At 48.7% G+C, this 26,494-nt stretch carries 29 protein-coding genes; 6 read left to right on the top strand and 23 right to left on the bottom strand.

What is annotated here, in order from left to right; translation table 11 throughout:
- The first annotated feature begins 9 nt into the window (after positions 1-9).
- The 5 genes from AYJ58_RS01145 to azoR all read left to right on the top strand — a co-directional run bounded on the left by AYJ58_RS01145 (position 10) and on the right by azoR (position 3,373).
- Positions 10-975, top strand: coding sequence for an alpha/beta fold hydrolase (locus tag AYJ58_RS01145; protein WP_198555567.1), 966 nt, complete (start codon positions 10-12; stop codon positions 973-975).
- Positions 972-1,577 (top strand): hypothetical protein, encoded by a 606-nt coding sequence (locus tag AYJ58_RS01140; RefSeq protein WP_106648388.1) that lies wholly within the window; start codon positions 972-974, stop codon positions 1,575-1,577. Before AYJ58_RS01145 ends, AYJ58_RS01140 begins: the two co-directional genes overlap by 4 nt.
- 16 nt (positions 1,578-1,593) lie before the next feature.
- A complete protein-coding gene (dtd, locus tag AYJ58_RS01135) occupies positions 1,594-2,031 on the top strand; it encodes a D-aminoacyl-tRNA deacylase (protein ID WP_106648387.1) in 438 nt (145 codons plus the stop codon).
- A 135-nt stretch (positions 2,032-2,166) separates the two neighbouring features.
- Complete coding sequence (locus tag AYJ58_RS01130; protein WP_106648386.1) at positions 2,167-2,619, top strand: thioesterase domain-containing protein; 453 nt, start codon at positions 2,167-2,169, stop codon at positions 2,617-2,619.
- 157 nt (positions 2,620-2,776) lie between these two features.
- The gene (gene azoR, locus AYJ58_RS01125; RefSeq protein ID WP_106648385.1) at positions 2,777-3,373 is read left to right on the top strand and encodes an FMN-dependent NADH-azoreductase; all 597 of its coding nucleotides are present in this window, start codon (positions 2,777-2,779) and stop codon (positions 3,371-3,373) included.
- A gap of 85 nt (positions 3,374-3,458) precedes the next feature.
- Here the strand turns inward: azoR and AYJ58_RS01120 are convergent, their stop codons facing one another.
- Positions 3,459-3,782, bottom strand: coding sequence for a rhodanese-like domain-containing protein (locus AYJ58_RS01120; protein ID WP_106648384.1), 324 nt, complete (start codon positions 3,780-3,782; stop codon positions 3,459-3,461).
- Positions 3,783-3,928: 146 nt separating this feature from the next.
- Positions 3,929-4,504 carry a helix-turn-helix domain-containing protein gene (locus tag AYJ58_RS01115; RefSeq protein ID WP_106648383.1) on the bottom strand — a complete coding sequence of 192 codons (576 nt, stop codon included), beginning with the start codon at positions 4,502-4,504 and terminating at the stop codon, positions 3,929-3,931.
- A gap of 164 nt (positions 4,505-4,668) precedes the next feature.
- On the opposite strand from AYJ58_RS01115, the gene AYJ58_RS01110 reads away from it, so the two are divergent.
- Entirely contained in the window at positions 4,669-5,856 is a 1,188-nt protein-coding gene (locus AYJ58_RS01110) for a benzoate/H(+) symporter BenE family transporter (protein ID WP_106648382.1), read from the top strand.
- 52 nt (positions 5,857-5,908) lie between these two features.
- Here AYJ58_RS01110 and AYJ58_RS01105 read toward each other — a convergent pair whose 3' ends face one another.
- The 21 genes from AYJ58_RS01105 to AYJ58_RS01005 all read right to left on the bottom strand — a co-directional run bounded on the left by AYJ58_RS01105 (position 5,909) and on the right by AYJ58_RS01005 (position 26,488).
- Complete coding sequence (locus AYJ58_RS01105; RefSeq protein WP_106648381.1) at positions 5,909-6,364, bottom strand: GNAT family N-acetyltransferase; 456 nt, start codon at positions 6,362-6,364, stop codon at positions 5,909-5,911.
- 681 nt (positions 6,365-7,045) lie between these two features.
- Positions 7,046-7,537, bottom strand: coding sequence for a hypothetical protein (locus AYJ58_RS01100; RefSeq protein WP_106648380.1), 492 nt, complete (start codon positions 7,535-7,537; stop codon positions 7,046-7,048).
- A gap of 56 nt (positions 7,538-7,593) precedes the next feature.
- Positions 7,594-8,532: a hypothetical protein gene (locus AYJ58_RS01095; RefSeq protein ID WP_106648379.1), complete on the bottom strand. Its 939-nt coding sequence runs from the start codon at positions 8,530-8,532 to the stop codon at positions 7,594-7,596.
- Between the two features lie 605 nt (positions 8,533-9,137).
- Positions 9,138-9,437: a type II toxin-antitoxin system RelE/ParE family toxin gene (locus AYJ58_RS01090; RefSeq protein WP_106648378.1), complete on the bottom strand. Its 300-nt coding sequence runs from the start codon at positions 9,435-9,437 to the stop codon at positions 9,138-9,140.
- Positions 9,438-9,445: 8 nt separating this feature from the next.
- Positions 9,446-9,688 (bottom strand): type II toxin-antitoxin system Phd/YefM family antitoxin, encoded by a 243-nt coding sequence (locus tag AYJ58_RS01085; protein ID WP_106648377.1) that lies wholly within the window; start codon positions 9,686-9,688, stop codon positions 9,446-9,448.
- Between the two features lie 290 nt (positions 9,689-9,978).
- Positions 9,979-10,722 (bottom strand): hypothetical protein, encoded by a 744-nt coding sequence (locus AYJ58_RS01080; RefSeq protein WP_106648376.1) that lies wholly within the window; start codon positions 10,720-10,722, stop codon positions 9,979-9,981.
- Positions 10,723-10,750: 28 nt separating this feature from the next.
- Positions 10,751-12,010 (bottom strand): beta-ketoacyl-ACP synthase, encoded by a 1,260-nt coding sequence (locus tag AYJ58_RS01075; protein WP_106648375.1) that lies wholly within the window; start codon positions 12,008-12,010, stop codon positions 10,751-10,753.
- Positions 12,011-12,736 (bottom strand): 3-ketoacyl-ACP reductase FabG2, encoded by a 726-nt coding sequence (locus tag AYJ58_RS01070; protein ID WP_106648374.1) that lies wholly within the window; start codon positions 12,734-12,736, stop codon positions 12,011-12,013.
- Between the two features lie 112 nt (positions 12,737-12,848).
- Positions 12,849-13,382: a hotdog family protein gene (locus AYJ58_RS01065; protein WP_106648373.1), complete on the bottom strand. Its 534-nt coding sequence runs from the start codon at positions 13,380-13,382 to the stop codon at positions 12,849-12,851.
- 4 nt (positions 13,383-13,386) lie between these two features.
- Positions 13,387-14,586, bottom strand: a complete 1,200-nt coding sequence (locus tag AYJ58_RS01060) for a beta-ketoacyl-[acyl-carrier-protein] synthase family protein (protein ID WP_106648372.1) — start codon at positions 14,584-14,586, stop codon at positions 13,387-13,389.
- 49 nt (positions 14,587-14,635) lie between these two features.
- On the bottom strand, positions 14,636-15,436 hold the full coding sequence (locus AYJ58_RS01055; RefSeq protein ID WP_106648371.1) for a DUF3261 domain-containing protein: 801 nt from the start codon (positions 15,434-15,436) through the stop codon (positions 14,636-14,638).
- 4 nt (positions 15,437-15,440) lie between these two features.
- Positions 15,441-16,730 (bottom strand): NAD(P)/FAD-dependent oxidoreductase, encoded by a 1,290-nt coding sequence (locus tag AYJ58_RS01050; protein ID WP_106648370.1) that lies wholly within the window; start codon positions 16,728-16,730, stop codon positions 15,441-15,443.
- A gap of 23 nt (positions 16,731-16,753) precedes the next feature.
- Entirely contained in the window at positions 16,754-19,261 is a 2,508-nt protein-coding gene (locus tag AYJ58_RS01045) for an MMPL family transporter (protein WP_106648369.1), read from the bottom strand.
- Between the two features lie 2 nt (positions 19,262-19,263).
- Entirely contained in the window at positions 19,264-20,082 is an 819-nt protein-coding gene (locus tag AYJ58_RS01040) for an outer membrane lipoprotein carrier protein LolA (protein ID WP_106648368.1), read from the bottom strand.
- A complete protein-coding gene (locus tag AYJ58_RS01035; RefSeq protein ID WP_106648367.1) occupies positions 20,082-20,513 on the bottom strand; it encodes an acyl-CoA thioesterase in 432 nt (143 codons plus the stop codon). The genes AYJ58_RS01040 and AYJ58_RS01035 overlap by 1 nt, the downstream gene beginning before the upstream one ends.
- Positions 20,510-22,084: an HAL/PAL/TAL family ammonia-lyase gene (locus tag AYJ58_RS01030; RefSeq protein WP_106648366.1), complete on the bottom strand. Its 1,575-nt coding sequence runs from the start codon at positions 22,082-22,084 to the stop codon at positions 20,510-20,512. Before AYJ58_RS01030 ends, AYJ58_RS01035 begins: the two co-directional genes overlap by 4 nt.
- Complete coding sequence (locus AYJ58_RS01025; protein ID WP_106648365.1) at positions 22,081-23,940, bottom strand: glycosyltransferase family 2 protein; 1,860 nt, start codon at positions 23,938-23,940, stop codon at positions 22,081-22,083. The genes AYJ58_RS01030 and AYJ58_RS01025 overlap by 4 nt, the downstream gene beginning before the upstream one ends.
- Positions 23,934-24,338 carry an ApeI family dehydratase gene (locus tag AYJ58_RS01020; RefSeq protein ID WP_106648364.1) on the bottom strand — a complete coding sequence of 135 codons (405 nt, stop codon included), beginning with the start codon at positions 24,336-24,338 and terminating at the stop codon, positions 23,934-23,936. The genes AYJ58_RS01025 and AYJ58_RS01020 overlap by 7 nt, the downstream gene beginning before the upstream one ends.
- Positions 24,331-25,695, bottom strand: a complete 1,365-nt coding sequence (locus tag AYJ58_RS01015) for an AMP-binding protein (RefSeq protein ID WP_106648363.1) — start codon at positions 25,693-25,695, stop codon at positions 24,331-24,333. Before AYJ58_RS01015 ends, AYJ58_RS01020 begins: the two co-directional genes overlap by 8 nt.
- Positions 25,692-26,240, bottom strand: coding sequence for a hypothetical protein (locus AYJ58_RS01010; RefSeq protein WP_106648362.1), 549 nt, complete (start codon positions 26,238-26,240; stop codon positions 25,692-25,694). Before AYJ58_RS01010 ends, AYJ58_RS01015 begins: the two co-directional genes overlap by 4 nt.
- Positions 26,240-26,488, bottom strand: a complete 249-nt coding sequence (locus AYJ58_RS01005) for an acyl carrier protein (protein ID WP_011982196.1) — start codon at positions 26,486-26,488, stop codon at positions 26,240-26,242. Before AYJ58_RS01005 ends, AYJ58_RS01010 begins: the two co-directional genes overlap by 1 nt.
- Positions 26,489-26,494: the final 6 nt, after the last annotated feature.

Below are 26,494 nucleotides of genomic sequence, written 5' to 3'. Positions count from 1 at the left end.
TAACACCTAATGCCTGAATCAGTGCCCGAATCCTATCCCCCTTTTATCCGCCGCGACTGGTTTAGCGTTGGCAATGGTCAGCAATTACATCTGGCGCAATACGGTAATCCTCAAGGTATTCCGCTGTTGTATTTGCACGGTGGTCCGGGAGCGGGTTGTGATATCGGTGATTTAGCCTTATTTAATGGCGAACAATATTGGATTTTGCTGTTAGATCAACGCGGTTCTGGGCAATCTTTGCCCTTTGGTGATTTAGCCCATAATCATCTTAATGGTCTGATCTGCGATATGGAGGCGATTCGCCTCGCGTTAGGTATTGAGCGCTGGTGTTTAGCGGGCGGCTCCTTTGGGGCCACATTAGGCTTAATTTACAGCGGATTGTTCCCAGAGCGGGTGATAGCACAAGTGCTGTGGGCATTATTTATTCCGTCTAAAGAAGGTATCGATTGGCTCTATGGCGCGGATGGCGCGGCAAAAGTGCAACCTGCGGCTTATCGACTCTTCAGTGGTAATGCGCCTGTTGCGCCATCGCTGGCTGAACTGCTGGATTCATACCATCAAGGTTTGGCATCGACCGATGAAAACCTGCGGCACCATTTTGCGCGGCGTTGGGTTCAGTGGGAGTTAAAGCTCGCGGGGGCAAGATTAGTATTACCAAGGCTGTTACCCAGCGCAGTATTGGCGTTAGCGGATATCGAGCTGCACTTTGCTCGACATGATTACTTCAATGCTATGAATGTATTACAGCGCGTGACGCCTAGGGTGAAGGCGCGTAGTGTGTTATTGCAAGGAATGCAGGATGCGATTTGCCCAGCGGCGCTATTGCGCGATTTTTTGGCTGGGTTAGAGCATGCTATTACGATTCAATCTGTTGCCGACGGCGGACATATGCTCAATAGCGAGTCGTTGTTTTTGGCGGTCACAGCAGAAATCCATGCTATGTGGTCGTGGATACATCAAAGGGAAATACAATGAAAACATTGCTCATCAGTGCCAGTTTACTCGGATTAACCGCCTGTGCCGCTACGGCGCCCTCGCAAACCCGCGCGATTGACCCAGTGGTGGCTCAGGAGAACGTGAGTGCCCCCGTCGCGCCCAAAGTCGTTGAACTGGGTGGGCTAAACAATGACGCTGCCGCTGAGCGCTTGTATCAAGCGTTAATTAACGCTAACTACTTGGCCACCAAAGTTGCGCCGACTAAAGTTGCGGTGCAGTTTGGCGATAACCAGTTTTTGCTTGAGCCGAGCATTAATTCTGCGGGCATTGACCGTATTTTAATGAATCGTTTCTATGCCGTGCACCCGCAATTACAGGCTAGCCAAGAGCTGCCTGTGGTGATTGGCACTTTGAATCAAAAGCTTAATTTTGCCAAGTTTGTGTTGCTGGACCAAGGCGCTGTGATCCAAATACAAGGCACTGTCACCTTTGCCGACCATGTTGAAATTGAAGAGTTACGCCGTTTTATGCTGTGGACCAATGGCGGTTTGGCACAAGTCGCGCAATCTTTGCCCGATGGTATCGACCAATATATTCGTCCTATCCCGCTCATGCAGCAAATGGTTCCCGTTAAGCCTTAATCTAAAAGGAAAAGTTGTGATTGCGTTAATTCAAAGAGTGAGCCGCGCCAGTGTGGTTGTCGATAATCAAACCATAGGTGCAATCGATAAGGGCCTGTTGGTTCTGCTGGGCGTTGAGCAGGAAGATACCCGCGAGAAGATGGAAAAACTGGCAACTAAAGTGATGAGTTATCGCGTGTTTTCCGATGAAAATGGCAAGATGAATCTCAACCTAGAGCAAGTCGGTGGCTCTTTATTAGTGGTGTCGCAATTTACCTTGGCCGCCGATACGGGTCGCGGTCTGAGACCGAGTTTTTCGGGAGCCGGTACGCCGGATCAAGCCTTGGCACTCTATGAAGAGTTTGTCGCATTCTGCCGCACTAAGGGTGTCAACACAGAAACCGGACAGTTCGGCGCCGACATGCAAGTGTCTTTAGTTAATGATGGCCCTGTGACGTTTAATCTGCAGGTGTAGCTTCTTATCGCGCGAGTGATTGTGTTAGTTATTACGTTGACTATTACATTAGTCAACGCGTGGTTTTTCTGGGGGATAGAGTGTTGAACTTATTCAGTGTTAGCTGTGAAGAGGGATGTATCAAGGTAAATGCGCATGGATGAACGACTTACTCAACTACTCACTCAATTACGCCAGACGTGGCACAGTACTATTCCTGTTAGCGAGTTTATGCAGATTGCGCCGCTCGATTACAGTGAGGGTGAGTTTCGAGTCACGGCGCCGATAGCGCCTAATATCAATCTGCATCAGACCATGTTTGCCGGCAGCATTTATACGCTGATGACCTTAACTGGCTGGGGCGCTGTGTGGCTGAACCAGCAGTTAGCCGGCGTTGCCGGTGACATAGTGCTCGCCGATGCCCATATTCGTTATCTCGCGCCAGTGACTTGTGATCCTGTGGTAACAGTGCAATGGCCAACTGTGGATCTCAGCCCGTTGCAAAGAGGTCGCAGAGTGAAAGTGAAGTTAGCTGTGCAATTGTATTGTGATGCTAAGCTTTGTGCGGTATTCGAAGGCCTGTATGTCAGTGCGCCGAAAGTGAGTTAATGTAAAGCGTCGTAACAACCGATAACCTTTCTAAAAAATCGAAGTGAATCTCAAATTTTATCCACTTTATTTCTTTTTTATGGGCGAATACACTAGCGTCATAGAGTTGAGATATTCCATCTGACTCTGAGTCATTTACCTATTTTCGGAGCAGATTATGTCTAAAGTCTTAATTTTAAAATCAAGCATTCTTGGCGGTTATTCACAATCTGCCGTGTTAATTGATCACTTAGCGAGCCACTGGGAAACCCAAGGCGCCGCTATCACAGTACGTGATTTAGGCGGTAAAGATGTGCTGCCTATGGTAGACGGTGAAATCGCTTCTGGTTTACGTGGTGGTGCAGAATTATCGGCACGTCAGCAAGAAATGCTCGCCTTATCAGATACTTTAGTTGCTGAATTAAAAGCGAACGATACGATTGTTATCGCAGCGCCTATGTATAACTTCACTATTCCGACTCAACTTAAAAACTGGATTGATTTCATTGCCCGCGCTGGTGTGACTTTTACTTACACAGAAACAGGCCCAAAAGGATTAGTGGAAGGTAAACGCGCTGTGTTAGTGACGACCCGTGGCGGCGCTCACAAAGATGGCCCAACGGATCACGTTGTACCTTACTTGAAAACGGTTTTAGGCTTTATTGGTATCACTAATGTTGAAGTGGTTTACGCCGAAGCGCTGAATATGGGGCCTGAAGCCCACGACAAAGGCATGAGCGAAGCGAAACACTGTATCGATCAGCTGAAGGCTTAATCGTTCTGTTGCTTTAGTTGAGTCATTTGATTTAGCTGAATAAATAATGCCAGCCTTAATAGGCTGGCATTTTTGTATGTGCATTTTAGCTAGGTTGGCAGCAGACTAAATCTTTAAGCGAACCGCCATTTATCACGTAACTAAAACCATTGGCCTTGAGGATATCGCAGCCTTTCTGTGCTCGAATCCCCGCGCCATAGTAGAGCACGAAGGGATGCTGTTTATTGTCGACTTGATGCAACCATTGATCGAGCGTTGGCAATGGCACATTAATGGCTTGGGGCAAATGACCCGAGGCAAATTCCTCTGGTGAACGCACATCAATCACCCGTGCGCCTTGCTCAATCAATTGCCAACACTTTTCGCCCGAGTGGCTGCCGGATAACTTAGCCAGTAAAGATTGAAACATAGCATTGCTCCTACCATTAGAAAATTTTCAATAAGTTTATTCTAATGAATTGATGAGTGCAAGTGCGGCAAAATATCGGCAGTGAATAGTTTGATCTTTGGCTGTGCAGATACTCGAACTCTGTATTACTGGCGTTAGATAAGTTGCTACAAGCTAAATTCATTGCCTCGTTGATAGTGAATTAAATCGTGGAAGACCACGGCTTGCTCGTTGAGATTTCGATAGCCATGGGGTTTGTCGGCCGCAAATCGTACCGCTTCACCTTGCTTGAGCGTTTGCCACTGACCATCGACTAACACTTCCATAGTACCGCTTAATACAATGACATGCTCAGTCACGCCAGCTTCATGGGGCTCGGAAAGGCGTTCATAGTGTGGCAGCAGCGTGAGTTCAAACATCTCAAAACCGAAGCGCTCTTCAAAGGGAAACAGTGACGCCACTAACATACCGTCGGTGGCGGGTTGTTGGCGTAGCTCGTCGGGTTTACGGAATACTGCGCTTTGGCTCTGGGGCGTGGGTTCGAGAAAGGTCGACAGCGAGATATTGAATCCACTGGCAATTTTCCACAGCGTCGCAATGGTTGGGCTGGATTCACCGCGCTCGATTTGGCCTATCATGGCCTTACTAACGCCAGTCTCTTGGGCGGCTTTATCTAAACTCCATCCCTTTTGGCTGCGAAGTGCTTTAAGCGTGGTGGCGAGATAGCTGTTTATCGTCTGCACAATGGCCCCATCATTTTTATGAAAATTTAGTTTGTACGTTATAACGCACAGGTGCTATCTTGTCCATCTCGTACGTTATAGCGCACAAAAAGCTATCTTGTTCATTTTATAAGTTATAGCGCACAAAGTAATGGCGACACTAATTGCAGAGAAAGGGAGTGGATATGTGGCGAGATGCAGGAAGTTTGTCAAAAATATCGGCGGGTTTTATTGCGGTATTAGTGGGTTATAGCAGCTCGGCTGTGATCATCTTTCAAGCGGCGGAGGCTGTGGGTGCGACACCTGCACAGATCAGTTCATGGCTGTGGGCTTTAGGTGTTGGCATGGGCGTGACCAGCATAGGGTTATCGCTTTACTACAAGAATCCTATTCTAACGGCTTGGTCTACACCGGGCGCGGCGCTGATGGTGACTAGCTTAGCGGGGTTGAGCGTAAACCAAGCCATAGGCGCTTTTCTGGTGAGTTCGATGCTAATCACTCTTTGCGGGGTGGCGGGCTGGATGGATAAACTTATTCGTATCATGCCGCAGTCAGTCGCTTCAGCCATGTTAGCGGGGATCCTGCTGCAATTTGGGCTAGGGCTATTTCAGGCGATGCAAACCCAGCTGAGCCTCATATTAATCATGCTGTTGGTGTTTGTCGTGGTTAAGCCTTTTGCGCCGCGCTACATCATCTTGCTGACATTGCTGGTGGGCATCGGCATGAGCTTTCAATTAGATTTGCTCAAGTTAGATGCCGTTCAGTTGCAATTGGCGATGCCAGTGTGGACCACGCCTGAGTTTTCGCTGGCGAGTGTTATTGGCGTGGCGCTGCCGCTGTTTGTGGTGACTATGGCCTCGCAAAATATGCCGGGCGTCGCCGCGCTGCACGGTAATGGCTACAGGCCGCCTATTTCGCCTTTGATCACGACGACAGGATTCATCGGGGTTATCCTCGCGCCCTTTGGCGGTTTTGCCTTTAACTTATCCGCCATTACAGCCGCTATTTGCATGGGTAAAGAAGCAGACCCGAATCCAGCGACCCGTTACTGGGCGGCGGTGTGGGGCGGGGTGTTTTACTTTATCACTGGGTTACTCGGCGCCACTGTGGTTGGCCTGTTTTCCGCTTTCCCGAAGGAATTAGTACTGGCCATCGCCGGATTAGCGCTACTTGGCACTATCGCCAATAGCCTGACCGCCGCATTAGCTAAAACCGAAGATCGCGAAGTGGCAGTGATCACTTTCTTGGTCACGGCATCAGGTTTTAGTGTGCTGGGTATCGGCAGCGCATTTTGGGGGCTGTTGCTTGGGTTTATTATCCATTGGTGGAATGGGCACAGAACTGCAGCTGTGGTGAAGCGAGCGAATACTTAGCTGCAACAAAGCGCCTTAGTAGATGAATTTCAAAGACGAAGGCGCATGTGTTTTAGATTTTCTTCGTCATAAACACGCTATTGGGGTCGAGTCGATAATCGGCAAAGGGGCCGCAGCTTTCGAAGCCAAATTTGCTGTAGAGCAGGCGAGCTGGGTTGAAGAAGTCCATCGAACCTGTCTCTAGACTGAGGCGTTTGACGCCAGCGCTTTTGGCATCGTTAATTAAGTGCTGCAATATCTTAGATGCTATGCCTTGCTGTTTATAGGGCGCAGCAGTGCGCATGGATTTGATCTCGGCATGCTCGGCATCTAACCATTTTAGTGCACCACAGCCCGCTAAATTGTTACCATCCCATAGGGTCCAAAAACGAATATTGGGCTGACGCAGGCCATCAAGATCTAATGCGTGAACACTTTCAGGCGGTGAAGTTGCCCGCATATCGTCGAGGTGTTCTTGCAGTAATGCCGCTATCTCTGGCCCTTTTAGATCATCTAGTATTATTTTCATCGTTGCTCTCAAGATTAAAATTCCCTGTGTTGTTGCTTATCCATCATAGCGTTATCGCGTTTCGTTGTTTTTAGGGGTAAAACGCTACGGTGGATAAGCAAAGGGTGAGCCAAGAGTTTGTCGCTTTAGCTAAAGCTAAACGCAGAATCAAAGTCGTGGGGCCTCTCCCCCTGATTTTTAATCAAGAGTCGACCAAAAGGGAAAAAGCACCTGTTCCCCTTTTGGCTTATTTATAAAATATCCCCCGGCGTCCCCAACGGAGTTGAAACCCCCTTGGGCATTAAGCATCCTTATGCTATCGCGTCAGACACTCGTCCCTGATTCGACTGACGCCATCTCGGCATCTGATAGGCAGGATGCCTGAATGTCGTGAAGTGCATGGATGCACAAGAACGACCATGCCTCGCTCACGCAACGAACGCTAATGCCCTGCGGCAGACCCGAGGGGATGGTGTATTCCTTTGACTCTAGTGTTATTGGTCAATTTTTAATGAATAAAAGTTATGTCTTTCCGACCTTTTTTGTTAGCTTTACATTATTTACTTTTTTGTGTTGGAGGCTTAACTTTAGGCATAGGTGTAGACGTTGTGGAAGGGGGGAGTTGTTTATTGAAACCTTCTGAACGACCGCTATCTGATGGCTTCGGGTTATTACTTTGTGGTTTAGTCATTTTCTATTTCCTTAATAATAAGTAGACTGTAAATAAATATCAGCTTCTTTTTCTGCTAATGTGAGAGCTGATTTGTTTTTTGGTAGAGTTACACCATTTAAACATTTATTTTCAGCAGATAAAGCATCTTCTTTTAAATCTGCCCACTTTGAGTGAATTTCTTCTTCGCTCCATTTTCCCTCTGCTACGAAGTACCAATCCCTTTCTGCTTTTAATGAAATTAACGAAAGCATGTCCCCTAGTTTATTTAGGGCTGAAAGCCTTTTTCTGTATGGTAGTAGCGGTTTTATAGCTGTAATCACTTGAGACGCAGCAATAATAAAAGCCCATAAAAATTGGTAATCTTTCCATAGTGCCCATGCAGCAATGCTTGAAGACGACGTTATCGCTAAAAAAATATTTATAATCTGATCATATTTGTTTTGCTTAACGGCATAAGCCTGGACATAGTAGACATGCACTTTTAGCTCTTTTAGTTGGTTCCAATATTTATGCTGGTACATGTATTTCCTTGTAAACCTAACGCGTAGAACAGTACGAGATCAATTGACTCTGATTGTTATGTTGTCTTTTTTAGTTCTTTAAATAGGTCTAAGTACCTGATTTCAAGGTAATCTAAACTGTCTACATCAAAATTGATATAGTTGGCTCCCTGGGAATGAGGCTTAGAGTAAAGAAAGATAAACGCTCTTCTGTCATCTGAATTTGAAATTTTTGTTAGCCGCTTAGTTACCAGATTCTTTACTGGGTAATTTTCTATTTGGCTTTCAGACACGAAAAACGATGGGTTTATGAAATTGCCATTATGTGACATTTTACTCTTGAACCCAACACGATATGTTTTTTTATCTGGTACATACGTTATATAAGCAACTCCCCAATAAATTCTATATTCATCAGGTAATGCTGATATTTGTTGATTATAAACACCCTTAAACAGTTCACTATAGCTAATATCTTTCCCATCGATATTTACATAATTCTCTGACAGTGAATTATCTTTTTTATACTTAATGAACTTAGTTACTAAAGATCTTACTGCATAATATTCAGAACCTGTTTCTATCTCGTGCTCACCTTGAACTTTAGGCCTGAGTCCATTATTTTTTCTCTTTTTATTTGAATCTCGCTTGCCTTTATTTTTTCTGGCAAATTGATTTCTAGGCCTATGTAAATTAAAAGTATCTGATTTTCGGTCACTTAGTATAACTGTTGAAGCACTTGGCTCATATTCATCACCAGTACCTATAGTTACTTTATTCCCTATGGTAGCATCGCATTCATCAGAATGATTATACCCTCTAAAATGTGGAGATTGCCTCATATCCTGCTTTTCCACATCCATATTTATACAAGTAACTTTTGCATTACAAAACTCACTCGGGCATTCAAAAGCTGATTTGCTTTTAATGACACCTGCCCAATAAAGATCGTAAGCGAGTTCAGCATCGATAATATCGCCATATTCAATGCTGTAAGCTTCTTCTAATGATGCCAATTTAATACTCCTTCTTTATTGGGCGACATAAAATTGTATAGTACGCATGAGCATCGTTTTACCTCTGTTCTCTTGGTAAAATAACTCGCAACCCACTGATTTAAAATTTAATTTATACGATAGCAAAAATAATTCTGGGTAGATAGTATGCATGCGCATGATTTCTGCTCGTTTTTTTGCGTATTGTTTATAGCCAATTAAATATTAGGGAAGGCTTACTAAATAATCAGCCGTTGATTATGTTAGCGTTTAGTAGTAACTATTTATTTTTCATAGCATTACAGTAGTTCAATATTTTTCAATCAACAGATTACACTTATGTTCGAAAGGCAGGCCATGGTGATTGGCGAGACGACCGTCCGCCCCATGGACGGGGCGGTCGAGCATCCAAGGATGGACTTGCTGCGTGTCGTCGAGTCAGTGCCATGGTAGGCCTCGCTCCGTGGTGTGTCGTTGGGCCTGTATCATAGTTGGTCTCACTCCGTGGTGTGTCGTCGGGCCTATATCATGGTTTGCCTCACTTCATCATTTCACTAGCATTTCAGCTGGTTTAACCCTCAGTTTTGATATTCGCAAATAGATCCGCATGCTGAAAGGGGAAGTAATTATTTCAGATGATTTTGCGGTAGCTGTGGTTGACCTAACAGGGCAACGATAAGGATGAAGTCGTCTTCTTTTGTGAAGTAGGCGGTGTGTTTACCAATAGGAAAGTAGAATCCGTTGGGGTAAATATCGTCGCAGCTTCTGCCTAATCCGGGGTTATCGGCTAACATTTGCAAGTCGGATATTAGGCTTTGTTTGTATTTGTGCCACTGCGACTCAGAAAAGTGTTGAATGGTGTAGTCTTTAATCTGTTGTAGGTGAGTCTGAGATAACCTACTTAGTTTATAGCGTTTATTTTTCATGTAAGTTGCTACAGGGCGTTAAGAAAATCTTCACCATCAACCACATTGCCCTTCGCTAAATCTTCTTTGGCTGCGTTGAAACAGTGCTTCAAATAGTCGGCTTTCATCGCCTCAAGCTGTTCGAAGTCGTGGATAGACATCACGACAACCGCATCTTTACTGTTTTTGCTGATCTTGATGGGTTCGCGTTGAGCATTTAGCAGTAACTCACCGAAATTTCGTTTGGCGTCATTGGCTGTTAATGTTTGCACGATTAAGCCCTCTTATTTGGAAATACAGTGGCAGTATAGTGTATTGTGCGAAACGCTCAAAACGATTAAATCGTGCGATCTTTTCGAAAACAAATGGGTCATAAAGCTTTATCGCCAACAAAAAGCACTGGCTACAGGGCCAATCGCGCTGTGCGGCATTCTGCGGGGGGTCCCTAATCCGCTTACTATTAATTATCCTTTCCGATTCTCAACATTATCCAAACGAATATAAAAATGGCCGAGGATAAGCTCGGCCATTATTTGTTTTATTAAGCGTAAAACGGGCTAGTTTAGTAGAATTTCTTCAGGTAGCTTGCCGCGTATTTTTGCAGTTTTCGGTTTGAACTTGTGGTCGCAATATTCTCAATCACGTCGCGGTAATCTGCGTTGCCTGAACTGGCGAGGGCTTTTGCCATATTGGCATAGGTATCGATGGCGAGTTTATCATCGGCCATTAAGCGTGGCGTTTTCAATTCGTTACTGAGTACGGCTAGGATAAAATCATCGTACTGACGGTCATCCATAATGCGTTTAGCCGCCAGTCGCATTAACTCTAAATCATCGCTGCGTAGGGCATTGGCAAAGGCATTATTTTGCTGACTTTGGTCGGCAGTATATTGGCTTTTATCCGCAAGAATCGCATTCCATTTTTTATATATCGTTATGTTTTCTAAAGCCTGACCTGCGTATTTTTTGAGTTTTTTGTGATAGTTGCCATTCACAATGCTGTTAATGGTTTCGCTGTACTTGTCGTTACCCGAGTAGGCTAAGCCTTTGACTAACCAAGCACTGTAGTCGATGGCATTTTTTTCAGTGGCTTGGGGCAAAGATGCGAGTAGCTTTGCTTCGAGCACATCGTATATCGCAGGATCGGATAAGCCTGCAAGGGTTAAGGATTCGATGGCTTGCTTCTGCTTAAATTCGTTGTCGCCCTTAAAGACTTCTTGGTAGGTTTCTACCGTGTATTCTTTGGCAAACAGTGGCGCGGTTAATAAACTGATGCTCAGCAGCATCCCTGCAAACAGTGGTTTCATTGCTATGTCCTTATGTGGGTTTTAGGTGTTATCTATTCCAGCGTTTAAAAATCAGCGAGGTATTAATGCCGCCAAAGGCGAAATTATTACTCATCACATAATCTGTGTCGATTGGGCGCAGTTCGTTGCGGATATAGTCCAAATCGGCGCATTGTGGGTCGATACTTTCAAGATTGAGTGTCGGCGCAAACCAGCCCGCATTCATCATCTCAATACTCACCCAAGCTTCTAACGCGCCGCATGCACCTAAGGTGTGGCCCGTGTAGCTTTTAAGGGATGAAATCGGTATGTTAGTGCCAAATACCGCGTGAGTCGCGTGACTCTCGGCAATGTCACCACGGTCGGTGGCTGTGCCGTGGGCGTTCACATAGCCTATGGCGCTAGGCTCGAGCTGCGCGTCTTTGAGGGCCAATCTGATGGCGATTTCCATGGTCTGGGCATTCGGTTGGGTGACGTGTTGACCGTCTGAATTTGTGCCAAAACCGACTAACTCAGCATAAATTTTTGCACCACGCGCCTTGGCGTGTTCTAGCTCTTCTAGCACCAGCGTACAAGCGCCTTCGCCAATGACGAGGCCATCACGGCTTGCATCGAAGGGGCGCGGCGTGAGTTCGGGCGTCGTATTTTTAGTGCTAGTGGCAAATAAGGTGTCAAACACCACAGCTTCAGTGGGGCAGAGTTCTTCGCCGCCGCCCGCCAACATTAAAGTTTGCTGACCGTATTTGATGGCCTCATAGGCGTAACCTATGCCTTGGCTACCCGAAGTGCACGCGCTGCTGGTGGTGTGAATGCGGCCCTTTAAGCCGAAGAAGACGCCAACGTTCACCGCTGTGGTGTGTGCCATCATGCGAATATAGCTAGTGGCGGTGACGCCCGACATATCACCGGTTTTCAGCATATCGCCAAAGGCGGTTATAGGATCGGTACTGCCCGTGGATGAACCATAGGCGATGCCCATTTCACCCGAGGATACGATAGGGTCATTCAACAATCCCGCATCGATTAATGCAAGTTCACTGGCGCGGGTCGCCATAATAGAAACCTTGCCCATGGAACGAATTTTCTTGCGCGAATAGTGGCTTGGCACGTCAAAGTCCGTAATGGGCGCGGCTAAACGGGTGTTGAGGCCATCATATTTATCCCATTCGCCCATAGTGACGACGCAGTTTTTCTGCGCCTTAAGGCTTGCTGCAATGGTTGGCCAATCATGGCCTAGGGCAGTAATGCCGCCAATGCCAGTGACGACCACTCGTCTACCTAAGCGGGTTTGATTTGTCGGCTCGCTCATTTAGATCATGCCTCCATTGACCGATATCACTTGGCGGGTGATATAGGCGGCATCGTCAGACATTAAAAATGCGGCTAAGGCTGCGATTTCACTGGGTTTACCCATGCGGCGCATTGGCACTAATTGCTCGACCATGTCCTTAGGAATATCGGCCACCATATCGGTTTCAATCAAGCCAGGGGCGATACAGTTGACGGTGATTTTGCGTTTTGCCAGCTCTAATGACAGTGCCTTAGTCGCGCCGATAATGCCCGCTTTGGAGGCACTGTAATTCACTTGGCCACGGTTACCCGCAATCCCAGAAACCGAAGCTAAGGTGATGATACGCCCGCCTTTGCGGCCTTGTACCATAGGCATCACGCAGGGGTGGATCACATTATAAAAGCCGTCCAAGTTAGTGTGGATGACGCTGTCCCATTCGCTTTCTGTCATAGCGGGAAAGGCTGTGTCGCGGTTGATGCCCGCATTGAGGATCACGCCGTAATAGGCGCCATTGGCCTCGATGTCGGCTTCGATGGCGGCTTTAACGGCCGCGCGGTCGGCGACATCAAATTTCAGCAGGCTCACATTGACGCCAAGCGCGCGGATTTGCGCCGCAGTGTCATCGGCCGCCGTTTGGTTACTGTGGTAATGCAGGGCGATATCGAAACCCGCCACGGCGAGTTTTAGGGCGATGGCTTTACCAATGCCTCGGCTCGAACCGGTAACTAATACTCTGTTATTCATCTGTTTTCTCCACCCCATTTTATCGTTATGTGTCGGTATGGGGTTTTATGTATTTATGGTAAAAAGGTAGCATTGTTAATGCGCTTTAACGCTTTTTATCTACATTATTGCTTTAGTGCCCAAGGCTTCTATTTGCTGCGTCTTGATTGCCTGCAAGGTAGGCTTGTGTGTCCTGAGGTTGGAACACATTCACATTGGCTTGGGCCACTAAGCTCTTTTCAAGTTCAGTGCCGGCTTCGGGCAGCAGATAAATTTGGCAATCGAATACCGCTAATCCCGATCCCTCTTGATAGAGGCGGCTGACTTGGATGCGATAGGTGCACCCGAGCTCATATTGCTTGGCATGGAGCGCTAATTTACGCGAGCCCAATAGAAAACCCACGCGGATTTTATCATTGCGCAGTTTAGCTTCTACTCCGGCCAGTGCAGCAATACTTTGGGCCATATATTCGATGCCGACATAATTGGGTACGGCTTGATGTTTATCATCAAAATAGGGGCTCTGGGTTGTGATAGTGACTTCGGTCTCTAGGTTATCACGGCGATAGCCAATGACTTTATCGAGCAAAATCATTGGCGCCCTATGGGGGATAAAGTCGGCAATATCTTGTTCGGCAAAGGGTTGGTTAATTTTAAGTAACTGCATGGTACTAGGCCTCGTTACGGCAAAAAATCAGGCTGGCATTGCTGCCGCCAAAGGCGAAGGAATTACTCATCACATAGTTAAGTGTGCCTTTTGCGGCGACTCGATGGCGTTCGACTAAGGCAATGGGCGGGTCCTGCGGATCGACTTGGCCGTCCCATTGATGGGGCGGCAGGGCTTGGTCGTGATTATGTGCCGAGAGTAATAAATAGCAGAAGGCGGCTTCAATCGCGCCAGCGGCACCTAAGGTATGGCCGACTAAGGGTTTGGTCGAGCTGCATGGCGGCGTGTTGATGCCAAATACTTCAACTACAGCGCGGCTTTCCATCGCATCATTTTTGGGTGTGGCTGTGCCGTGCAAGTTAATGTAACTGATGTCTTGTGCTGCAATGTTTGCATCCTGCAACGCCGCTTGCATGGCGGTGATGGCGCCTGCACCTTCGGGATGTGGCGCCGAAATATGATGGGCGTCGCTCGACTCGCCAATACCCGCGAGCATCACATCGGACTCGCCCGCCGTTAGCACGAAAAGTGCTGCGCCTTCGCCGATATTGATGCCATCACGGTTGATGCTAAAAGGATTGCAGTGGCCTTTGGACACGGATTCCAAAGCATTAAAACCATTAACTGTGAGTTGGCACAAACTGTCGACACCGCCAACAATCACCATATCGCAGAGGTTAGCGCTGAGTAAACGTTTGGCACTGGCAAAGACTTTGGCGCTGGAGGAGCAGGCGGTTGAAATCGTGTAGCAAGGGCCATCTAGCTCAAAATATTGGCGCAAAAAGTCGCTAGTGCTGCCGAGTTCCTGCTGGAAATAGTGGTAATCCGCCGGAAAGTGGCCGTGTTGATTGCGATAGCTTAGGGCCGCTTCACCTTTAGATATGCCAGAGGTGCTGGTGCCTAACACAACGCCAATGCGGGCATGACCCAAATCCCGTTTCGCTTTTTCAACTGTGGCGGCAATTTGCAGTGCGGCGCACAGCAGTAACTGGTTATTGCGGCAATCGAACTGGATGAGCTTTGCAGGAATGGTTGGTAGCGCAGCCGTCACGGGTGCAACTAAGGTTGGGTGCTCGAACAGGAGTGTGTCACTGCGCTGCATCGCGCTGGTATCGCCTGCGATCAGGCGGTCTAAAATCTGCTGGGGATCTTGCCCTAGCGGGGTACACAGTCCAATTTGTGTAATGGCGACTCTGTTCATCATAGCGTATCGTTTTTTTACCATGGCACAGTGAAGTGCGGGTGTTAAAAGGTTAAATAGGTTCGATTTCTAGCTCAAACTTGGCCTGTGGCATAGTTAGACTGATGTGTGCTTGCCATAGGGCGTCGCCGACATCTTGTTGATAACGGATTTGCACCACATGGGTTTGCAGGGCGCTTTTACTGATCAAGGTATCTTGGCTATAGATCTGGCGACAGGGGATTGTATTCATTCGGGTGCCTATAAGCGTATCGCCCTGATTTCCCTCAACCGTATCGCAAAGACCAGTCACTAAATGGCCACCTTCCAAATGGGCGCGAATACTCTGCTCAGGCCAATAGATCAGTTGCATCATCGCCATTAAATACTCGGCTTTAAAATTGTCACCCAGCAGCACACTTTGCTCACTGCTGAGTGTATTCCCATCATAAACCAAGGTAAACAACGCCTGTCCGAGTGGCGCTAAACCCACGAGCGTCATGCGCTCGCCCTCTAACTCCAATTGAGTGAGCAGTTCGTGGGACTCTTTCCCCACTTTAATACTGACTTTTTGGCTAAAGGACTGGGGTGAAGATACGCCTGTGTTGCTGTCGGTTTGCTGACTCGCCATGACGGTAGGCTTAGTTGTAGGCGCAGTCGTGGGCTTGGTCGTGGACTTTATCCTTGGCTGAGTCAACGGCTTATCGGTCGCGGGAGCAAAATCATGGGGCAATGGTGCCAAACAATAACGCATATCCTTAGCGAGCCCAACACAGGTCTGCCTGAACAGCAGTTCACTACAGCCCGTCAGCACAAGGTTTGCGAGCAGCAGGGCGGGGATGATTAGCCATTTAGCGTTAAGGTTTAGCAGCATGCGATTAGACCTCTGCGAATGCTGGAGTGGCGGCTGGATTTCGGCACAGTTCGACTATCATATTCAGGCGGCGCTCCGAGTCTTTAACAAAGGGATTATTAGTATCCCAAGCATAGCCCGCCAGAATAGAACAAATCATCTGCTTGATACGCTCGTTCGGTTCCTCATAGAAGATCACATCCTGAAAGCGGCCATCATACCAAGCTTGCACATAGGTGCGGAAGGCATTCACGCCCTGCATCAAAGGCGTTGAGTAATCGGCTTGCCAGTCAACCGCTTCGCCATTGAGTTGTTTCGTTAGGCATTTTGCCGCCATAGACGCCGATTGCATGGCGATAGTCACACCGGAGGAAAACACAGGATCGAGGAACTCGCCTGCATTACCCAATAGCGCGAACTTGTCGGTCGCAAGGCGTGACACATTGGCAGAATAACCTTTGAGCGTGGCGCATTCCTGCACCACTTTCGCATTGGCCAGCAGGGCTTTTAGCCCTGGTTCTTCATTGACTATGCTCATCAATTGTTGCTCAAGGGAACCTTGTAAACGCTCAAGTAACTGCGGCTCAGCCACCACGCCGAGTGAACAACGGCCATTGCTAAAGGGAATGAGCCAGTACCAAATGTCCTTGTGTTCAGGGTGGACGCTGATCAAAATCTTATTACGATCAAAGTTAGCATCGCTGATGTTGTCTTCCACATGGGTAAAGATGGCGCTGCGCGGAGGCAGGCAAGACGGACTTTCTAAGTTGAGCAAGCGGGGTAACACGCGCCCAAACCCGCTGGCATCGAGCACATATTGGGCATTGATTTGATAAAGCTCGCCCTGTTCATTGCGCACAGTTAAGCGTGGGGTCTCGGTTAAATCGATCGCCTCGACTGTTTCGCCATAGCGGATGTCGACCCCTTGGCTTTGGGCGGTATCGGCTAACAGTTTATCGAAACTGGCGCGCTGCACTTGAAACGTGGTGCCCGGCCCTGGGGTAAATTTATCGGTAAAATCGAAGGTGGTATAAGTGCCATTGCGACGAAAGGCGGCGCCATTTTTATGCTGGAATCCGGCAGCATTGAGCGCATCTAACATGCCCGCTTCTTCGATGAATTGCATGCAGCAGGGCAGTAAACTTTCGCCGATGGAGAAGCGAGGAAAATGCTGTTTCTCTAACACCAGCACACGCTTACCTTGCTGGTGCAGCAGGCTAGCGGCGATGGCACCTGAAGGCCCTGCGCCGATAATGGCCACATCGATATCAAGTGAATTTGGCATAGTTGATAAATCGTGAACGGGTGTAGACATGTAAAGTACGTTCCTTGTAGTCATCAGGACTTTTTAGTCGTTAGAAGCGGATTGTTGGTTAAAGCCTGTGTTGTAGTCAAAATCAACGGCGAAAGTAAAAAGGTAAACCCTATGCCCAGCGACAGGGTTAAGCCAAAGTAATGAATCGCTTGGGTCTGGCTAAAGGCAAGTAAACCAAAGGCCAATAGGGTCGAGCAGGCGGACATAAACACCGCCATCATCACGGCCTTGCCGTGGTTCTGGGCTGAGGCAAAAAACAAGCTGTAGTCTATGCCAATCCCGAAAACTAAAATGAGCGCCAGTGCATGGAACAGACTCAGTGGCGAGCCCGTGAAGCCTAAAGTTGCGAGCGTGAGCAAGGCCGCAAGGGCTGGCACAGCAACTACAACCGCCGCTTTTTTAATGCCGAAATTCAGGCTAAACAGCAAGAGTGCGATACCGAGAGCAAGGGCTAACAGCTTTAGGGTTAACAGTCGGTAGTGGCCCATGACGGCGGAAATGTCCGCGACTTTATCGATAAGTTGTACGCTTTCATCATGGGCAAAACGCGCCTTAAGGGCATCGATTTGCTGAATGCCACCAAGGAGGACTATGGCTCCATAATCGGCACCCTGATCCGCGCTCGCCCCATCATCATTTAGCGTGTCACCATCATTTATTGCGCCATAGTCGGTGGCCTTGCCATTCGGCGCGAGCCACAGCGGCGCGAGTTGCTTGCCTGCCCCTAGCGTAAAGAATGTTGCTGGCGTGATGTAATCTGTTTGCGCGGCCAAATAGGCGGCTTGCAGTTCTGGCTTTAGATTTTCATCCAACCCAAGGCTTGTAAGCACTAGCTCTAGCTGAGTTTGATAAATTTTGCCCTGTAAGCGGTAAGCCGTGTCTTGCCTTTGATGGCTAGGCAGATAACGACTGAGGCTGACATAGTTGCCTAACTCTTGGTTAGCGATAGCGGCATCAAGCATGGGTGACACTCGCTCAAGCTGTTGCAGCAGGGCTTCTTCATTCGGTGCGCGCACTAATAAGAATTGATTGTCTGTGCCGCCACTGAGTAACTGACGTAGCTGGTTTTCTGGCTCAGTCACGCTTGCAGGGCTTTGCTGTAAATGGCGAATATCGTCATCGACGGTTAGCTTTGTTACGCCGCCTAAACACCAGATTAGTATCACCAAAGCAAACATGCCCATGCCTAATGGTGTGGTGAATCTTTTGCATAACTGAGTGAGACTGGCAAGGTAAGTCCCCGCAAGCGCTAACGGGCGGGAGCCTTCAGGCAAACGACTGCCCGCTAACAGTGGATAGGCGAGAATGAGGGTGAGATAGGCCCCGAGCAAACCCGCGGCGCAGAAGATGGCGACTTGCTGCATGCCGGGAAACGGCGCTAAACCTATGCCGACATAAGCCAAGGCGCTGGTGATAAAGGCGAGCGTCACCGTTGGGAAGATATACGCCACTGTGGCCTGTGCGCTCCGCTCTGTATCGCTTAAGCGTTCGCAGTAAAAATGAAAACTGTAGTCGATGGCAATGCCAATCAAGCTAGTGCCAAACACTAAGGTGAGTAAATGCAGCTCGCCAAATACGCTTAAGGTAAAAGTCACGGCGAGCAACAGCCCGCTGGAAATGGTGACGATTGCTAGCAGTAGCGGCATCACTGAGCGAAACGCCAACCAAACTAAGGCTATCACACCAAGTAAGGATGCTAGGCCGAGGATCGATATTTCACTCTTAGCCGTTTGCGTTGCCGCAAGGGCATGAAACAGGGCGCCAGCTTTGAGCACGGTAATATCTGGGTAGCTTTGTTTAACGGCATCCAATCCTTGGGTTAATGCCGTCATCTGCGCTAATTGCGCATTGGGATTAAAAGCACTTTCTCGTCCCTTTGCCATGACGACCGCGGCAACATTATCGCCTTGATTCGCGAGCAGTATCCCTTGGCTGGCCCTGACTTTTGAACTCGGTGCGAGGGCGAGTAAATTGGCCGGGAATAACAGCAGCGGATCTTGGGCGAGCAAGTTGCTATTGGCGTAACTAAAGGCGTTGTAAAGCTGCGCTGTGGCCGCCTCAATCAGACTTTCAATATTTTGGCTGGCTAACGCTTCAGCTTGCGGCGCTGTCAGTAATTTAAATCTGTGGGGGAAATAGAATTGTCCTAGCGCTTCACCGAGCTGCATATCGGCGCTGCGAATCTCTGTGAGTGCAGCATTTTTGCCAGTAGCAACAAGGTCTGTTTCAAGCTTTTGCATCAACAGCTTAGCCGCTGCTATTGCCGTGGTTTCATCCTTGGCGACGAGCGCAATATAGACTTGGTCAGCGAGCGTGGCTTCAACTTGGTTAAGGGCGCGCTCTGTGAGTTTATCCTGCTGTAAATGCGGTAGCATGGCGAGAATATCGCTCTGCACCCGTGCGCCGTTTTGCCAGAGTTGCAGCGTCCACAAACTTGCAGCCAACATCAATAGCAACCAAATGGCGAGGCGCCATTTTGGGGAAGATTGCATCAAAGCTTGATTGGCGCGCGCGGCGAAGTTGGAGGCCATGGCTAAGGCTTGCTCGCCTCGAGCACCAACGCATACTGCGCTAATTCGGCTTCGCTGAGTGTGCCTTGGGAAAGCGCACTAAAGTCGATGCGGGTCATATCCTGTGATGCCACATTCGGCGCGGCGCTCAGCAGCACTAGGGATTGCAATACATCGCTACCTTCTAACACCATATTGGCGATGGCTTTTTTCATTAAGGGATCTTTGGGCGTTAGGCCCAATTGCCATTGGCTGCCTGGACTCAAGTTCTCTGGGCTTAACTTTTCTGCGTTTAACTTGTCTGTGCTGAGGAAGTGCAGCTCGAAGTTCTCACTTAAACCGGAAATATCACCGCCGAGCATAGCGCGCACTAGGCTGGGCAATAAATCGCCCATAGCTGCGGCGCTTGCCGAGGTGTCGGCCTTGCTGACTTGGACTCGACCTTGGCTATCACGCTGGATCAGTTGTTTATCTTTTAAAATCAGCAGGGATTCGAAGGGCTTTATCTGTTGCCAAATCAGCCCTTGCTCTTTGTCGAAGATAAACTGTCCTTGGCTGATTAACGGCTTTTTGAGCACCTTCAACTGCCGAGATTGCACAAACTGGCCTCGCACCGTTTCACCCAAGTTAAGCTTTTGGCTTAAGGTGACAAGCTGTGCTGCATCGGCACTTTGGCTAAAGAGTGCTTGATAAACACCGGGCTCAGCAAGCTTGTCACTTAAGGTTTCAGCCTTGAGTGGCAGGCTGCTTATCAAAGCAAAAGCTAAGCAGAGAAATAATGCACACTTTGTCAGCACAGGATTCTTCGTCAGCGCAGAACTCTTGGTGAGTACTGAGTTCATTAGTCTTCCACCTTGGCGAGCAGGGTGGCGATTTTGTTACGGAACACGTCTGGGGTAACAAAGCACAATTCTTGGGTGCTCATATCGACCGCCGCCTGAATGGTATAGCCCTTAGTGATGCGGGCACCGGTTTCAACATCGCGAATTTGATAATTGATCTTTAAACGGTTTTCCCACTCGACTAGCTCGGCGCGCACTGTGATTTTTTGCTCAAAGGTGCTGGCTTTGACGTACTTAATCTGCAAATCGATAATCGGCCACGCATAGTTAGATGCTTGCATTTGTCGATAGTTATAGCCCAGCTCATCGAGCAGTTTACAGCGGGCTATTTCGAAATAACGCAGGTAATTGCCATGCCAAGTGATCCCCATAGAATCCACATCGTGGAAGGGGATTTGCATTTCCATATCGATAGTGAGCAATGATTTCATCGGCACACTTCCCATTCGCCCGCTTGGATTTTAGCTATGGTTTGGCGTAGCACGGCTTCGAGCGGCCTATCTTCGATTAAGGTCTCAAAATCGGCGCGCACTTGAGCTAGGGTTTTCGCCAATGAGGGGGTGAGCGAGGCTTCGTCCAGTTCATTTTGGGCGATACGCAAACCAATACCTTGGGTCATGGCGAGTAATGCAGCTGCGGCCACTTGTTCGGTCAATTGCAGCACGCGCATACAGTCACGGGCGGCGATAGTGCCCATGCTGACTTTGTCTTGATTGTGGCATTCGGTCGAGCGTGAGAACACGCTGGCGGGCATAGTGTGCTTGAGTGCTTCTGCCGTCCACGCCGATACGCCAATTTGCACCGCTTTAAAACCATGATTAATCGCGCGGCGTGGACCGGTTGAGCCGGATAAGTTGGCAGGTAAGCCATTGTTAAACTTAGGGTCCATCACTAGCGCCATTTGACGGTCGATAAGATCGGCCAAGTTGGCCACAGTATTTTTCAGCGAATCCATCGCAAAGGCGATATGGCCGCCGTAAAAATGACCACCGTGGAGAATATGCTCGCCTTCGCCGTCGACAATCGGGTTGTCGTTGGCGCTGTTGACTTCGGTTTCGATAAACTGACGCATAAACGGCAGGGCATCCTGCAACACGCCGATAATGTGCGGTGCGCAGCGGATGGAATATCTGTCCTGCAGACGATCAGAATTTCGTGGATGTTCGTGGTGATTCAAATCTTCCCGTATCCAAGTGGCGATTTGGTTTTGCCCTGGATGCGGTTTGGCGGCAAATAAGATTTCATCAAAATGGTTCGAGTTGCCTTTTAGCGTTAACGAAGCCATGGCGGTAATGCGGCTACTTAAGCGGGCAAGATATTGGGCGCGATCAAAGGCTAAGCAGGCTAAAGCTGTCATCACGGCGGTGCCGTTCATCAGGGCTAAGCCTTCTTTTGGGCGCAGGACGTGCGGAGTGATGTTGAGCTTAGCGTACACAGCTTGAGTCGCTTGGCGCTCACCTTGGTAAATCACTTCGCGCTCACCGACTAACACGGCGGCTAAATACGACAACGGCGTTAAATCACCACTGGCGCCGACCGAACCTTCCTCTGGGATGACTGGCACTATGTTGAGATTCAGCAAGGTTTCGATGCGCTTTAATAGCTCATAGGTCACGCCAGATTTGCCAATGGCTAAGGAGTTTAAACGGCAAGCCATCACAGCGCGGGCCTGCATTATGCTTAAGGTCTCGCCTAGACCGCAGCCGTGGAAGCGGGTTAAATGCAGTGGCAATTCGTGGACCAGATCTAAGCTCACATTGACTGTGCAAGAGTCGCCATAACCTGTGGTTACGCCATAGACCACGCCTTCTTCGTGCAGTAGGCTATCGATAAAACGCGCACCTTTTTGGATATATTCTTGATAATCCGCATCGTCACAGAGCTTGACTGGCGCGCCTTTGGCGACGGCAACCACTTGTTCTAAGGTAAGAAATTGACGGCCGAACTCAACAGTCTGTAGATCTGATTGACTCTCGGAGTCGGCTGCTTTGGTGTGGCTCATGAATGCTGTGTCCTGTCTGTCTTATGATCCTGCTCTGGGATCGGCGATGATGCTGAAGTTGTCGGTAACGGATTAGGCTGTACTAACTGCGATGGAGCGCGTTGGAACTCGCTGTCTTTACGCCAAAAATCAAAAAAGTTAAACCATTGCAAAGGCTCGCGTCTGGCGAAGTATTCTAAACGTTCGCTGTAGCGATTTACCGCCTGCTGTAATCTGTCCATTCTGCCCGCTCTTGGGCCTTTCAGTGTTTCGGCGAAGCGTTCTAAATGCACCCGATAACGCCCTTGTTCCCGCAGGCAAAACATTAAAAACACAGGGCAATCGAGTAAGCCCGCCAAAATAAACGGCCCCTGTGGAAACGCGGCATCTTGGCCCATAAAGGGCGCATACATGACGCGACCTTGGGTATTGGATGAGGTTCTATCCCCCGCAATTACCACCAGTTCACCGTCTTCTATCTTTTGCTGCAATAGCATAGACGTCGCAGGGTTCAGCTCAGTCACTTGAATAAGATTAAGCGTGCTATCTGGGTTTAACTGTTTGAGTACTTTATTAAAGTTTTCCGCATGGCTAGTTAGCACCATGACGTTGACTTTGACTTTGCGCTGGTGGATGGAAATGGCGCGGCAGAGTTCTAAATTGCCAAGATGCGATACCAATAACACTGCGCCTTTGCCGCTTTCGAGCTGATTGGCCAGCACTTGGCGGTCGGGAAAATCCACCTGGCTCAATTGGATGCGATCGCACCAAGCATCGATTCTATCGAGCGCCGCATTGCCAAAGGCTAAAAAGTGATTCAGGCTATCACGCCAGCCTACGGGTCGATTGAGTTTAGGATGTTGCGGCTCAAGTTTTTGCACGCGGCGCAGAAAATCTAACGAGGCTTCGCGGGTGACTTTGCCTGTGAGGAAAAAATAGCAAATCACTGGATACATAATGGCGCGGCACAACCAATGGCCGCCAAAGCGATAGCTCTCGGCTAACAGTTTGATGCCCCAGTAACTGCCGCGCTCCTTCATGCCCGACCAATGGGTGGTTGCAGTTGTTTGCGGCTTCGATGAGGTCTCTGAAATATAGGCTTGCTGCTGCGATTGTTTGCGTTTCAGCAGCCAGGGGAGGCGTTTGAGCATGCCGAAAAATAACTTAGTGTGCAGCTTAGTGATGCGCACATTATCGGCCACAGCTTGAAAGTGACTGACGCCGCCTTCGGGATAAATCACCTTGGTCGGTTGGAATAAAATCTCCACCCCTTGCCAGTAGAGTTTGACGAGGATTTCGATATCAAAATCCATTCGCTCGGTTAAGGCTTGCTGGCAGAGTAATCGTTCGGTGGCGGCCAGCGGATAAACGCGAAAGCCACACATAGAATCTTGAATATCAAAGCTTAAGGTTTCGACCCATACCCAAAAATGGGTCAAGTAGCGTCCATAAAGCCTGCCCTTAGGCACGGATTCATCGTACTCGGGTTTACCCGAAATCAGCGCATCGGGTTTAGCCTGTGCCCTTGCTAACATAGCCGGAATATCGGCGAGATTATGTTGGCCATCGGCATCGACCTGCAGCGCATGACTAAAGCCATCGCGGTAGGCTCGGCGCAGCCCTGTCATCACGGCGGCGCCTTTACCACGGTTGTAGGGATGCAGCAGCAGCGTCACCCAAGGATAGGTTTGGGCTAAGGATTGCAGCAGATAACGAGTTTCATCATTGCTGCCATCATCAATCAAATAACAGGGCAGATTAAATTGGGCGAGTTCGGCCAAGGTCTGGGCAATCGCGGCGCTGTGATTGTAATTGGGGATCACTAAGGCGAGCTTAATGGGCGCCGACTCAACAAGGTCGCTGGGTGGCGTTAACACTGGCTCGCTCCGTTATTGTTGACATCGGAAGACTGATTGACCAATGGCGAGGTATCAAAGGCGATACGGCCCGACGCGTAGCGGTTGTCACCATCGCTATAGGCGAAGGTGAGTTTTGCCTTAGCGGCATTATTGCTAATGCTTAAGGTGACTTCTTGGCCCGGCAGTATGAGTTGCTGAAATTTAAGCACTTCTAAGTTAGCGACCGCCTCTGAATAACCGAAATGTTGGCAGCCTAAACGCACCGCCCAATCTAATTGTGTCACGCCCGGCAACACGGCTTGTTCGGGGAAATGGCCGTTAAAATACTCAAGGTCGGCCGCCACTAACAGACGTAACTCAATGTTATCAACGCCGATATCGGAATGCAGGATCGGCGGAAAACTCGATTTAATCATGGTCAAATAACTCGACTAACTGGGCTGTGACACGCTTACCCTGAGTGTTAAGCGGTAAAATATCGGGATAACGCCAGCGGCGTGGCAGGGTGACGCGCTCAAATTGGGTCAGTAAATGTGCCTTTAGGGCATTGTTAATGCTGAGTTTGCCTTGTTCTTGCAGCACGTTTTTACCGAGTTCAGACAGTGTCACTACAGCGCCCAGTTGGGATTTAAACTGTGGCAGCACTACTAGAGCAGCTTGCTCAACGTAGGTGTGGCTGCAGAGCAGCGTTTCCATTTGCGCCAGCGACAGGCGTTTTTCTTCAATCTTAACGATGCGATCGAGTCGGCCCTTGAGTCTAAACTGGCCATTTTCAGTCGGTTCGATTTTATCTTCGCAGCGCAGCCATTCATCGTCGGCCAAATAGGGCGATTTCAGCAGCAGGGCGCCGTCGCTCGGATCTTGATCTATTGAAATGCGGTCAAACACTTGCCAAGGTTCATCGGCCTCATGTTGACGGCGATAGGCGATGCCGCCGGTTTCTGTGCTACCAAAAATTTCGATGGGCAGGTGGCCATAGCATTGGTTGACACCCTTGGCTGCGGCAAAACTTAATGGCCCGCCAGAGCTAAATACTAAGCTCGGTGAGCGCAGTTGCCGCTCGTGCTCTAGCGCTTTAGGCAGGCGCGATAATTGGGCTGGGCTACTGATCAAACACAGGTTTGGCAGTAAGGCAGTGTAATAACTTAGGGTTTCTGGGTATTCAATCTGCTCGCTTAAAAACGGTCGACTGGCGGCGAGTGGCCACAAAATCTTGAATAACAGACCATAAATATGCTGGTGAGAAACCGTTGAAACCACACTGCAATGGGGCAAATGCTCTGCAAAGGTCTGTTCGAGCACTGACACTTCGACATCTAACTGCCTGAGTGTTTTACGGATAGCCTTAGGTTCGCCGCTGCTGCCGGAGGTAAAGAGCACTAACTCGCCGATAGCCGCGCTCGCGGGCCAAGGTTTACTCGGTAGGCTCAGCTCTTTTTTTAGCAGCACAAAAGCCTGACTTTCACACAATGGCTTGTCCGATAATATGCCTTCAAACTGGTGGGTTAACTCGCTCAAGGTGCCGGTTTGGGTGTTGGGAGGCAGGATAATTTCCTTGCCTGCTAACAGTGCGGCACATAATCCGACGGCAAACAGATCGCTGGTATCACTGGCGAGCAGCCATTTTTTTTCGGGCGCGGCGAGCAGTTGCTCGTAAAAATACGCTACCTGATTGGTAAATAATGCACCTGTGACTATGTCGTGGTGATTAAAGCTGATCAGTTGTTGGGCAAAGGGCCCTTGGGTTAACCAGTTTTTGAGTAGCTGTGTCATGTTTTCTTCAACCAAAAGCTGCGATATAACCACTCCCCACCGAGGAGCAGTCCCATGAGTACGTATGCAATCAAACCGTTATACAAGGTCCAGGTTGCTAAGCTAGTAAAGCCAGCGGTATAAGCCGCCATCGAGCCATTTAAGATAAATAAGCCGCACCAAAGTAGGGTGACTTTTTTAAGATATGGAATGGCTTCGTCCGGTAAATCGGGTTCTTTCAAGCGGGCTAAACGCTCGATCATGCATGGGCCAGTGTGCAGTGAATAACTGAACAGCGCCAGCATAGTCAGATTTATCACCACAGGGTAATACAAAAGCCAGTCGCTGCGCTTGGCAAGATAACTGCCTGCGGTGAGCGCTATCCCCACCAACAGCGGCAGTATTAACGTCTTAACCCTTTGCTTTTGTAGCATTAACCGAACTATCAGCAATAAACACAACACGAGTGCTATGGTGCCAGCTGGCAAATAATTCAGCCCTAAATATACGGCAACCGGATAGGCTAGCAAGGTTAGGGCGGTTAACACCTGTAGCAAGGCGCGCATTAGTCTTTAACTAAACCTTCGATGGCATTCACCACATCGTTGACTGTGCGAACGGATTTAAATTCATCGGGTTGGATCTTTTTACCTGTCATTTGTTGCAGCTTTATCACTAAGTCGACGGCATCAATACTGTCGAGATCGAGCTCTTCATACAGGTTGGCTTCAGGCGTAATTGCCTCAGCCTCAATTTCGAATTCGTCCACTAAAATAGTGGTCAGCATGGCGAGGATTTGTTCACGATTTTGCATATTCCT

The sequence above is a fragment of the Shewanella sp. Pdp11 genome (assembly GCF_002838165.1).
Lineage (GTDB): Bacteria > Pseudomonadota > Gammaproteobacteria > Enterobacterales > Shewanellaceae > Shewanella > Shewanella hafniensis.
The sequence above is the reverse complement of the archived record's forward strand: the minus strand, read 5'-3'. Positions and strand labels throughout refer to the sequence as shown.